This is a genomic window from Acinetobacter sp. 1566109, from assembly GCF_000582255.1.
GTDB classification, from domain to species: domain Bacteria; phylum Pseudomonadota; class Gammaproteobacteria; order Pseudomonadales; family Moraxellaceae; genus Acinetobacter; species Acinetobacter nosocomialis.
Map to the genome: position 1 here is coordinate 36,562 of NZ_JEYB01000002.1, position 12,175 is coordinate 48,736.

Annotated in this window: 10 protein-coding genes; 3 read left to right on the forward strand and 7 right to left on the reverse strand. The window is 39.8% G+C overall.

What is annotated here, in order from left to right:
* Positions 1–2 precede the first annotated feature (2 nt).
* From J582_RS06445 to J582_RS06455, 3 genes are read right to left on the reverse strand one after another with little or no spacing between them, the layout of a single operon-like run.
* A complete protein-coding gene (locus tag J582_RS06445; RefSeq protein WP_044709174.1) occupies positions 3–1,529 on the reverse strand; it encodes a 2-oxo acid dehydrogenase subunit E2 in 1,527 nt (508 codons plus the stop codon).
* A 1-nt stretch (position 1,530) separates the two neighbouring features.
* Entirely contained in the window at positions 1,531–2,550 is a 1,020-nt protein-coding gene (locus J582_RS06450; protein WP_001133053.1) for an alpha-ketoacid dehydrogenase subunit beta, read from the reverse strand.
* 13 nt (positions 2,551–2,563) lie between these two features.
* On the reverse strand, positions 2,564–3,526 hold the full coding sequence (locus J582_RS06455; protein ID WP_001177517.1) for a thiamine pyrophosphate-dependent dehydrogenase E1 component subunit alpha: 963 nt from the start codon (positions 3,524–3,526) through the stop codon (positions 2,564–2,566).
* Between the two features lie 364 nt (positions 3,527–3,890).
* Between J582_RS06455 and lipA the strand changes: the two genes are divergently transcribed.
* Together lipA and J582_RS06465 are read left to right on the forward strand one after the other, a co-directional pair.
* A complete protein-coding gene (gene lipA / locus J582_RS06460) occupies positions 3,891–4,877 on the forward strand; it encodes a lipoyl synthase (protein WP_032047524.1) in 987 nt (328 codons plus the stop codon).
* Positions 4,878–5,034: 157 nt separating this feature from the next.
* Complete coding sequence (locus tag J582_RS06465; RefSeq protein ID WP_032047525.1) at positions 5,035–6,174, forward strand: helix-turn-helix domain-containing protein; 1,140 nt, start codon at positions 5,035–5,037, stop codon at positions 6,172–6,174.
* 47 nt (positions 6,175–6,221) lie between these two features.
* On the opposite strand, the gene J582_RS06470 is transcribed toward J582_RS06465, so the two are convergent.
* On the reverse strand, positions 6,222–6,974 hold the full coding sequence (locus J582_RS06470) for a TenA family transcriptional regulator (protein WP_032047526.1): 753 nt from the start codon (positions 6,972–6,974) through the stop codon (positions 6,222–6,224).
* 320 nt (positions 6,975–7,294) lie between these two features.
* Here J582_RS06470 and J582_RS06475 point away from each other — a divergent pair, with 320 nt between their 5' ends.
* Entirely contained in the window at positions 7,295–8,524 is a 1,230-nt protein-coding gene (locus tag J582_RS06475; RefSeq protein ID WP_002050016.1) for a GGDEF domain-containing protein, read from the forward strand.
* A 100-nt stretch (positions 8,525–8,624) separates the two neighbouring features.
* On the opposite strand, the gene aroC is transcribed toward J582_RS06475, so the two are convergent.
* From aroC to trpB, 3 genes are all read right to left on the reverse strand, one after another.
* Positions 8,625–9,716 carry a chorismate synthase gene (aroC, locus tag J582_RS06480; RefSeq protein WP_032047527.1) on the reverse strand — a complete coding sequence of 364 codons (1,092 nt, stop codon included), beginning with the start codon at positions 9,714–9,716 and terminating at the stop codon, positions 8,625–8,627.
* 12 nt (positions 9,717–9,728) lie between these two features.
* Positions 9,729–10,733, reverse strand: coding sequence for a 50S ribosomal protein L3 N(5)-glutamine methyltransferase (prmB, locus tag J582_RS06485; RefSeq protein WP_002049811.1), 1,005 nt, complete (start codon positions 10,731–10,733; stop codon positions 9,729–9,731).
* Between the two features lie 235 nt (positions 10,734–10,968).
* Positions 10,969–12,174: a tryptophan synthase subunit beta gene (gene trpB, locus J582_RS06490; RefSeq protein ID WP_032047528.1), complete on the reverse strand. Its 1,206-nt coding sequence runs from the start codon at positions 12,172–12,174 to the stop codon at positions 10,969–10,971.
* Position 12,175 lies beyond the last annotated feature (1 nt).

A 12,175-nucleotide genomic window follows, 5' to 3' on the forward strand; every position in this document is an offset into this window, starting at 1 on the left:
TCCTACACCAAAATTAAAGCAGGGTTTTCAACAAACTGCTTAAAGCTGGCCAAGAATTTCGCCCCAACTGCGCCATCAATGACTCGGTGATCGCATGACAATGTCGCTGTGACAATCTCACGAACCACTACATTGCCATTTTCAACAACAGCACGTGATTCAGAAGCACCTAATGCCATAATTGCACCTTGCGGTGGGTTGATAATGGCATCGAACTGTTTAATGCCTAACATTCCTAAATTTGAAATGCTAAAGCTACCCCCCTGAAACTCATCAGGTTGTAACTTGCCAGTCTTAGCACGCGTTGCCAAATCACGCATGTCATCGGAAATCTGTGCTAAAGACTTCTGATTTGCTGCTTTTACAATGGGTGTAATTAAACCGTTTGGAATCGCTACAGCCACCGAAATATCCGCTTGAGAGAACTGTAAAATTGATTGAGTCGCCTCATCAAATTGAACATTCACCTCAGGTACTTTAATCAGTGCCGCCGCCGCTGCCTTAATTAGCATGTCATTAATCGAAAGTTTCACTTGTGGAACAGTCTCATTAATCTGCTTACGTAGTTTTTGCAAAGCCTCTACGTTAAGATCGACCACTAAGCGGAAATGCGGTGCGTTACGTTTTGCAGCCTGTAACCGTGAAGCAATTGCTTTCCGCATCCCATTCATCGCCACAGTAGTAATGGTCGATTGTGGTTGAGTTGTACATTGCACAGGTTGTTCATTTACCGATGTTGGGTTATTACGATAGTAAACTGCCTCAACATCTTCTTTACAGACACGACCACGAGTACCTGAAACACGGCAATCATTTAGGTTAATGCCCCATTGTTTTGCTAAACGGCGTGCTACAGGTGTCGCTAAAACTTGGCTATCATCGGCCGTAGATTTAACCACTTTAGCTTGAGTTTGCTGCTTAACATCAGGCCATTGACCACCAGCAGCCTGTACAGCCTTCTGGATGTCTTGAATACTAATACGTCCTTCACGACCAGAACCTGTGACTTTTGCCAAGTTTACATTGTGTTTTTCTGCAAGCTTCAAGGCATGCGGCGTTGCAAACAACTCATTAGATGTTTGATAACCTTGTAATGACTCTGGTACAGCGTAGTCATCTTTCGCTACCTTTGCAGGAGCTGAAGCACTAGCTGCTACAGTCTGTGGTTGTTCTGCTTTTTCAGCAACAGGTGCAGATGTTTCCGCTTTATTTTGCTCCGAAGGTGCTTGAGCTGCTGAACCACCTAGTGATGCGATAAACTTTTCAATTTCTGCATCAGAAACTTGGCTTTCAGCACATACGGCAATAAGACCACCAACAGGTAAAGTATCACCATCTTTCGCTAAAATTTTACGGAGCGTTCCAGCAAAAGGCGCTTCTAATACATTGACGATTTTTGTGGTTTCAATTTCACAAATTTCATCGCCTTTATTAAAGCTATCACCCTCTTTAATCAACCATTGGGCGATCGTGCCTTCTTCCATGGATAATCCCCATTTTGGGATCTCCAGCGTTTTAATTTCGCTCATCCTAAGCCTCCAATGTTTTTCGCACAGCTTGCTCAATACGCTCTACACTTGGAATCCATTCTTTTTCTAAAACTGGAGAGAATGGAACAGGCGTATGTGGTGGCGTTACGAGTTCAACAGGTGCTTTCAAATAGTGGAAACCTTTTTGGGCGATCAGGGCAGCAACATCATGACCAAAGCCACAGCGTGCTGCTGATTCATCCACAATAACCACACGCCCAGTCGATGCAACAGACTCTAAAATTCCTTCTTCATCTAGAGGTGAAATTGTTCGAGGGTCGACTACTTCAACCGAAATGCCATCTTTTGCCAGTTTGTCTGCTACTTCATTGGCACGGTGTACCATCAGGCCTAAAGCAATAATGGTCACGTCTGTCCCTTCACGGGTGTAATTTGCCACACCAAAAGGAATGGTATAGGCATCATCTGGAACTTCGCCTTTAATGTCATAGAGCATTTTATGTTCACAGAACACTACAGGGTCGTCATCACGAATAGCCTGAATTAACAGCCCTTTCACATCATATGGGCTAGATGGAACTACAACTTTTAAGCCCGGAACCGCAGCAAATACGTTATACGGTGACTGAGAATGCTGAGCTGCTGCAGAAAAACCTGCGCCGATCATGCCACGTACAACCATGGGTGCTTTTGCTTTTCCACCGAACATATAACGGAATTTAGCGGCTTGGTTATAGAGCATGTCATGACACACGCCATAGAAATCCATAAACATTAAATCGGCAACAGGACGTAAACCTGTTGCTGCAGCACCAGCAGCCATACCGATAATTGCAGACTCGGTAATTGGCGTATCAATAACACGTTCCGAACCAAATTCTGTCCATAAGCCTTTGGTTACGCCCAATACACCACCGAAACCTTCTAACTGGTTTTCTTCAGTGTTCTTACCGCCGTGTCCACCGCGAACATCTTCACCAACAACAAATACGGTTGGATCACGGCGCATTTCTGATTCAATGGCTTCTTTAATTGCATTACGAAAACTTTTATTTGGCATCTTTACTATTCCTTTAGTAAGAGACATAGACGTCAGTAAGGAGTTGTTCTGGTTTTGGGTATGCCGCAGCACGAGCTTTAGCAACGGCATCATCAACATTTGCCTTTGAAGCTGCATCAATCTCGTCTAGTTTGGCTTCATCAATTTTGCCTTTAACTTTTTCGCGGAAAATTTTCAAAGGATCTTTATTTTCTTTAATGAACTCGACTTCTTCCTTAGAACGAATCAAGCCAGGGTCACCTTCGAAGTGGCCATAAAAACGGTTTGTAATGGTTTCAATCACGCTCGGACCTTCACCACGGCGTGCACGTTCAATGGCAGTTTGAGCGGCTTCATAAACGGCAAAGAAGTCTGTACCATCAACTTTAACCGCTGGTAAACCGAAACCTGCGGCACGACCAGCAATGTCTTTGCTTCCTACTGCGTAATCATGACCAGTCCCTTCACCAAAACCGTTATTTTCAAAAACGAAAATTACTGGAAGTTTAAGAACAACCGCCATGTTCATCGCTTCAAAAGTAAGGCCTTGGTTTGAGCCACCGTCACCTGTAAAAGACAGTCCGACACCACCAGTCTTTAAGGTTTTCGCTGTCAACGCCGCACCAATAGCTAAAGGAGGTCCACCACCCACAATCCCGTTGGCACCGAGCATACCTTTATCTAAATCGGCAATATGCATAGAACCGCCTTTTCCACGGCACAGCCCGTCATCTTTACCGAAAATTTCCAGCATCATGGCGTGAATGTCGCATCCTTTTGCAATACAGTGTCCATGTCCACGGTGTGTTGAAGTGATATAGTCTTTGTCGGTTAAGTTTTCGCAAATCCCGACTGCTACAGCTTCTTCTCCGCTATATAAGTGAATAAAGCCTGGAATATCACCATTGGTATTTTCTTCATGAAGTCGATCTTCAAATTCACGAATATCACGCATGCGCTTATATGCTGCGAGTAATTGCTCTTCCGTTAATTGCATATCCTTTTCCTTTATTATCTTGATTATTTAAAATCAACCAAGTTTCAGCGAGAGTTATATATTTCGCTATAAACAATAAAGCTCAATTTAATTTAATATGCTATTAGACTAAAAAGTTTTAAATGATTTTTGTAGCTATTATTTTTTATTTTTCACAAACTTAACTAGCGAAAATAAAATTAAAAAATTTTAATTCATTTCATATGTTTATAAAACAAACCTTTAACCAACCTTTATTAATTTATAATGTTTGCTGTGCACTATACGCATTAATAAATTCTTTATTTTTTTGTTTATATAAATAAGGTTTTTATTATAAACAGTCTAGTTGCAAATTAATTTAATATAAAATGGAATTTTATATATGGACTTAAAAAGGCAAATAGAAACAGGTATTAAGTTAAGAGGAATAGATAAAGTTTCTCGTATTCCTATTAAAATGTTACCTACCGAAGAATTACCTAAAAAACCTGAATGGATTCGAGCAAAAATAACTGATTTCGAAGAAATTCAACGTATCAAAAATTTATTACGCCAACAAAAACTACATAGTGTTTGCGAAGAAGCCGCATGTCCAAATCTACCTGAATGTTTTGGTGGTGGTACGGCAACATTTATGATTATGGGAGATATTTGTACAAGACGTTGTCCTTTCTGCGATGTAGCACATGGTCGTCCAATGCCTTTAGATGAAAATGAACCTAAACATCTAGCTGAGACGGTCGCTAATCTAAACTTAAAATATGTAGTCATTACCTCTGTAGATCGTGATGATCTACACGATGGTGGTGCTGCACATTTTGTGAAGTGTATTGAAGAAATCAGAAACCGTTGTCCAGACACGCTAATTGAAATTTTAGTTCCAGACTTTCGTGGCCGTTTAGAAACAGCACTCTCTACATTAAGCTTATCACCACCCGATGTGTTTAATCATAATATTGAGACAGTGCCACGTTTATATAAAGCGATGCGTCCCGGTTCGGACTATCAGCATTCACTAAATTTATTAAAACGTTTTAAAAAATACTGTCCAGATATCAAAACTAAATGCGGCCTAATGGTAGGGTTAGGAGAAATTGAAGCTGAGGTTATTGCTCTACTCAATGATTTAAAAGATCATGATGTAGATTTAGTGACTATTGGACAATATTTACAGCCCTCTAAATCACATGCCCCTATTCACCGGTTTGTGAATTTACAAGAATTTGAAAGATACACACAGCATGGCAAGCGTTTAGGCTTTAAAAATATCTGGAGTGCACCAATGGTCCGTTCTAGCTATTTTGCCGATCGACAATATTTCGGTGAATCTACACCAAAGCCATTTTCAAGAGAGGACGTTTTGTCATAGGACGAGGCGAAATAACAAAACTTACCCAATAGGATAATAGTCAAACTGTTTAAAATTATTTAAGGTAAATGAAATAACGAGGAAATAGTCACAATAAGAAAGCTAAACCTGTTGAGCGGCCACGGATACGCCATTTCAACGATAAAGGAACTTCGATATGGATATGTCAAAACAATTATTATTGCCTTCTACAGACAACCTTCCGTCTTTCTTTAGACCGGAAACAATCTCGGAAACACCTTGTTTAGGAAAAAAGCCGTCACTCGATCTAGATGCGGCTCCTATATTTGATCTGGATCAGGAATGGCAACATTCCTTATTTGGTCGTTCAATCCAAGAGTGCCATAGAAATTTGATGCATATTGCTGAAGATGCAGATATGGCAATTGGGGTAACTGACCCCCATGGTACTTTACTCTGGACATGGAGTAGTACACCTATGCGTTCATCTGCTGAACAAGTTCATTTTGTTGAAGGTGGACAATGGTCAACTCAAGCAGTTGGTCAAAATGCAATTGGTCTTGCCCTGAATACACATTCAGCAAGCTGTGTTTATTCACATGAAAATCAGATGAACAGTGTTAGAGACTGGGTATGTTATGCAGCTCCGATCACCGATGCAAACACAGGCCAGTTTTATGGCATTATGAACTTATCAACTAAATACCAAAAGCATAACTCACTTGGAATTTTAGCGGTTGAGCGCTGTGCAGATATTGTAAAACAAGCCATTCAACTTTATCAAAAGAACATTTTATATATTAAGGCGCTAGGCACACCTAAAATTCAATACAATCAACATGGTTTAACACTCACGCAGCGCCAAATCGAAATTTTATGTATTCTTGCTTTATGTCCGGAAGGCATAAACCTAGAAGAGCTTCACTATGCCTTATATGGCGATCGGCCAGTGAGTACCACTACACTAAAAGCTGAACTTTCACAGCTTCGAAACCTGATTCCCGATGTGATCGAGTCACGACCATATAGACTTAACTGTGAAATTCAATGTGACTTTCTCATGGCTGAACAAGCACTAAACTTAGGTTTTACTGCAACCACTTTAACACTGTATAGAGGTAGTTTTTTAGCCAAATCAGAAAGTCCATTTTTGTGTGCTTGGAGAGATTGCTTTGATGCTCGCTTGAGTCATGTTATCTATCAAATTGATGATGTAGACCAACTATTACGTGTGGTTAGCCGCGTTCCTGACCGTGTCGATGCAGTTGAGCGCTTACTTGAACTTCTGCCTGAAGAAACGCCTTATCGGGCAAAGCTCTTAAAATTGCTTGAATAAAATAAAAGGGAGAATATCTAACAATATTCTCCCTCTTTTAAATGAGATCAATCAGAGGCTTGCAGCTGTACCCTATAGCAATCATCTAAAGCTAATTCATAATATCGCAGCCCTTCTTCCGCCGCATGAAATGCTTTTTGCTGCCAATCAGGTCGGTCATTTGACAACCGCTTAATCAACTCCATGGCTTCATAAGGATGTAAATCATCATAATGAGCATGAGCACGTAACCATGCTAAAGAGCGTTTATCAATAGTGACCTCAGGATGATCTGTATAAGCGTGAATACCTTTATAAACTTGAATAGACCAATCACCTGTCGCCCATTCAATTGCCAAATTGGTCGCAGCCAAACATTCAGCCAAGTTACCGCGATGACTCATATTCCATAAAAAGTGATTCACAGCATTCATTGCAGCTGGGGGGCGCACGCTATCAAGCTGTTCTACAGTTAATCCAAAACCTTTAGCCCAATCACGATACCACTGTAAATGGCGCTCTTCGACCTTAATATTTTGAATTAACCAGTCTCGTGTTTCTGTTACACCTGGTTCTGCAAAAGCAGTTGCTTTAGCTAACGCACCAGCCATATATGACGGGAAATGCGCTACCAATGGATAGAAATTAAGTAAAGCATAACGGAAACTTTCTAGGCTCAATCCCCCATTGGCCATTTCAGTAAAAAACGGATGTTTACTCACCCGCTCCTTCACTGGTAAAAGATCCTCCCAAAACCGCTGAGACCATCCATTATGCGGCGTAATTTCTAAACTCATTCCATATTGATTTAGAGCAGTCATTGCTAATTTTCCTATTTATATGACAGCAATCATCTGTACTTCACGGCTATAAGTCTATCCGAAAATGATAAAGATACAATCTTTAATCGACCATTTGTAATTTTTTCTCAAAGGTTTTGAATCTTTAGATAATTGTGACGCTAATCATTGAAATGTCGTGATTTTTATCACAATAAGGGCCTATAAAAATCATTACTTTTTTAAAAAATCTGTATTATTATTTTGAATAAACCACACATTATATAACCAATACTTTTAGATGGAACTTTAATAAAACAAGTCGCATTTTATGCCAACTTCCAATATAGAGAGCATTAATTATGAAGTTGCAAGGTTCCAATATATTGGGACAGGAACAAATAGATTTATTAACCACACGCGGATTGAATTTCGTATGGTTTCCAAAGCAACTTGAAACGATCTATCGTTTTCAATATCAAAATGGTGCGGCCTATGAGTTTCGCTATAGAGCACCTATTATTTTAATATTATATTTATTTTTAAGCTTTGGTATATACCAAGTTTTACCAACCGACCAAGTTTTATCCTGGTTAAGCTATTATTCTTGGGTAGGCATAATTGTTTTAATCGCATGGATTTTATCATTTATTAAAAAATTAAATCAGTGGTTTGATTATTATGTCGGAATTGGATCTGCTGCTGCAGTTGCCATAACATTTATTTTAATTAACGTTTTAGAAAATGGCCAAGATAATGTTCTTTTTCATGCAGCAATGATGTATGCAATTGTGATTATCTACGGTGCGGTAGGTATGCGCTTTTATACTGCAATCATTGCAGGATGGGTCGGTGGCCTTGTTGGTATTTTAGTCAGTACCTATGTAAAAGGCGATATAGATTGGACGTTTTTGAACCGCACATATACGTTTAGTAGTTTCTTAGGCATGACTCTTGCCTACGCTACAGACCGTCAGCACCGTGAAAACTATTTACAAAACTGTATGATTGAGCTCAACCGTATTGAACTCATGCAACAAGCGCAGCAGTTGTCTTTGCTTTCACAGCAAGATGCTTTAACTGGACTTGCTAACCGACGTTATCTTGATGAAACACTAGATAATGAATGGCGCCGTGCACTACGCCATGAAACACCACTTACTATTATGATGGTTGATATTGATTTCTTTAAACCCTATAACGATACATTAGGACATCTTAAAGGCGATCAGTGTTTAAAAGATATTGCGACTGCTATTTCTTCAATTGCTGCTCGTAGTGGAGATTTAGTTGCTCGCTATGGCGGCGAAGAGTTCTTACTGCTTTTCCCTATGACGAATGCACAACAAGCTCAAATTCAAGTCGAAAGATTAATGAATGCAATTAAAAAAATCGCCATTGTTCATCCATGTAGCAGTGTTTCACCATACGTAACCATTAGTGCGGGTGTGGCAACAACAATTCCACGTTTAAATGATTCAATTTCTGCTTTTGTTAGTCGTGCTGATCATGCGCTCTATCAAGCAAAAACAAATGGCCGTAATCAGTATCAAATTGCTGTAAATCAAGAACAAATCGTAGATTTAACCTAATAATTAGTTAAAAGATATATATTTAATTAAAAAATTGCTCTCAATAAAAAAGCCACATACTTTAAATTATGTGGCTTTTTTTACTTAACGAAAGCTAGAACTATGGTTCAATTGGTGCAAATGGAGGAACAACATCCGCGTTTTGAGCACGATGACGTAAAAAATGATCCATTAGCACAATTGCTAACATTGCTTCCGCAATTGGAGTTGCTCGAACACCCACGCACGGATCATGACGGCCCTTAGTCAACACATCGGTATCTTCACGGTTTAAATTAATGGTTTTACCTGGAGTTGTGATACTTGCAGTCGGTTTTAGTGCAATTGCTACACGAATGGTTTGACCACTTGAAATACCACCTAAAATACCACCAGCATGATTCGCCAGAAAGCCATGACTAGTCAATTCGTCACGTGTTTCATGTCCGAACTGTCCCGCTACAGCAAAACCATCGCCGATTTCAACGCCTTTAACTGCATTAATACTCATCATTGCATGTGCAATATCAGCGTCTAAACGGTCAAAAACAGGCTCGCCCCAACCTACAGGAACTTTCTCAGCTAAGATTTCCAACTTAGCACCACAACTTGTACCTTGTTCACGTAAAGACGTAACCAATGCTTCAAAACGAGGAACAGCATCTACATCGCCACAGAAAAAAGGATTATTTGGAACTTCATTCCAATCTAACTTTTCAGCAACTTCATTACCAATTTGAGTCACATGACCGCGAATCAGGACACCAAATTTTTCTGCTAAATATTTTTTCGCAATAGCGCCCGCTGCAACACGCATAGCAGTTTCACGAGCACTTGAACGACCACCACCACGATAATCACGGAAACCATACTTTTGCGTATAAGTGTAATCTGCATGACCCGGTCTAAAGGTTTGCGCAATATTTCCATAATCTTTCGATTTTTGGTCTGTATTGCGAATGAGTAAACCAATTGGCGTACCAGTCGTCTTACCTTCAAATACACCTGAAATGATTTCAACCTGATCAGGCTCTTTACGCTGAGTCGCAAATTTTGATGTACCCGGCTTACGACGGTCCAAATCTATTTGCAAATCTTCTTCGGTTAATACAAGACCTGGCGGCACGCCATCAACAATTGCCATTAAACCAACCCCATGCGATTCACCGCATGTAGTCACACGAAAGAGTTGTCCAATAGTGTTCCCTGCCATACGTACAACTCCTTAAGCTTGTTCTGCAAATAGTTTTCTATAACGACGACATTGTTCAGCAGTCAACGCAAAAATGCCTGAACCACCTTTTTGGAAAGTAAGCCAGTTAAACTCAACTGTATTGAAGTTCTGACGCATAGCCCATTCAGAGTTGCCGACTTCAATTACAATTAAACCATCTTCCGTTAAGTAATCTGCCGCTTGAGCTAACATTTTACGAACCAAGTCTAAACCATCTTGACCTGCTGCTAATGCAAGTTCAGGCTCATGTAAAAACTCTTCCGGTAAGTCAGCCATATCTTCGGCATCAACGTACGGCGGGTTACTTACAATTAAATCATACTGATTTTCAGCTGGAATTTTGGCAAACAAGTCAGATTCAAGTAACGCAACTTGATATTGTTTATTGTGATGTTCAACGTTAATCGATGCTACTTCTAAAGCTTCTTTAGAAATGTCAGTCGCATCGACTTCTGCATCTGGATAAGCATAAGCTAAAGCTACTGCAATACAACCAGAACCCGTACACATGTCTAAAATACGTTGCGGTGTCTTAGGCTTGCTATTTTCTGGTAAGTTGTTAAGTGCTTCACGCATTTGACCATTTTCATCTAAGCAATATGGTGCAAAACGTTGCTCAATTAATTCTGCAATTGGTGAACGAGGAATAAGCACACGCTCATCGACATAAAATGGCTTATTGAAGAAGTAAGCTAAATTTAACAAATAAGAAGTTGGAATACGCTCATTAATACGACGCTCCAACAAGCTTAAGAATTCTGCTTTTTCACTTGGTAAAAGTTTAGCATCTAAAATCTCTGAGTCTGCTGACCATTCAAGAGATAAGGTTTGTAAAACTAATGCAGAGCTTTCTGCAAAATAATCTTCAGTGCCTTGTCCTAAATGTGCATCATGTTGACGTAATGCTGATACCCCAAAACGAATAAAATCTCGAATTGTTGATAAATTTTCAGCAGCTTCCTGTAAATGTTCAGGGCTAATCGTCGGTCGCTCCACTTAGGCGTCTCCAAAGGCAAATTTTGCAAAGTGACTATTCTACTGAGTGAGACAAAGCAACGCAACGCTTTGCCTTGTGAACCAGTGTTTTACATCTCAATCTGTAATAATCTCAGCTTAAAATTAGAATACTTTGTTTTAGTTAAGAAATAATGAAGTTTATAAGTAGCAGTATTATAGTCTCTAAAACAAAAAAGCGGCCCTTATGATTGACCGCTTTTCTTGTTTAGTTGACTTAAAGCTTAAGCTTTTCTGCAACATAGTCTGAATCTTTGTCTCCGCGCCCCGACAGATTTACCACAATCATGGTTTCTTTCGGCAGCTTTGGCGCTTCACGAATTGCCCAAGCCACCGCATGTGAGCTTTCGAGTGCAGGAACAATACCTTCAACTCGTGATAGGGTCATAAACGCATCTAAACATTCTTGATCTGTTGCAGTGCTATATTCCACACGTCCTAAATCTTTTAAGAAACTATGTTGTGGCCCAACACCAGGATAGTCCAATCCAGAAGCGATAGAATGCACCGGCAAAGGTTCACCAGCCTCATTTTCGAGGACATAACAAGCCATACCATGAATTTGGCTTGGTTTACCTAAGGTTAGGGTTGCCGAATGCATATTTGTGTCTAGCCCATGTCCAGCGGGTTCAACTCCAACAAGTTTTACATCTGGATCATTTAAAAATGCTGTGAAAGCACCGATTGCATTTGAACCACCACCCACACATGCCACCACATAATCTGGATTTTTACCAAAGCGTTGATGCGTCTGTTCTTTAATTTCATTACCGATAATTGATTGAAAATCACGAACCATTTTTGGAAATGGATGTGGCCCAACCACAGAACCAATGGCATAAATAAAGTTTTTAGGGTCTTTTAAATATTCTTCAAATGCGCTATCTACAGCATCTTTTAAGGTTGCTGTACCACGAGTTACCGATACCAAATGAGCACCCAAAATTTTCATTTTGACCACATTTGGGTGTTCTTTTTCAATATCGACTTGACCCATGTGGATTTCACATGGAATACCCACTAAAGCACATGCTGTTGCCAAAGCAACCCCATGCTGACCCGCACCCGTCTCGGCAATCACTTTCTTTTTGCCCATATACTTAGCAAGAAGAGCCTCACCTAAACAGTGATTAATTTTATGAGCACCCGTATGGTTTAAGTCTTCACGCTTTAAATAAATTTGTGCACCACCTAACTGTTCTGAAAGACGTTTTGCATAAAATAAAGGACTTGGACGACCTACATAATTTGCAAAGAGATCTGATAATTCATTTTGAAACTCTAGTGTATGGCGGATTTCTTCATAAGCAACATTAATTTCATCCATTGCTTCTTTTAAATGTGGAGGAATAAATTGCCCTCCATACTCACCAAAAAATCCTTGCTCATTTGGTAAAGCAATACCATTAATTTGATGTTGCATA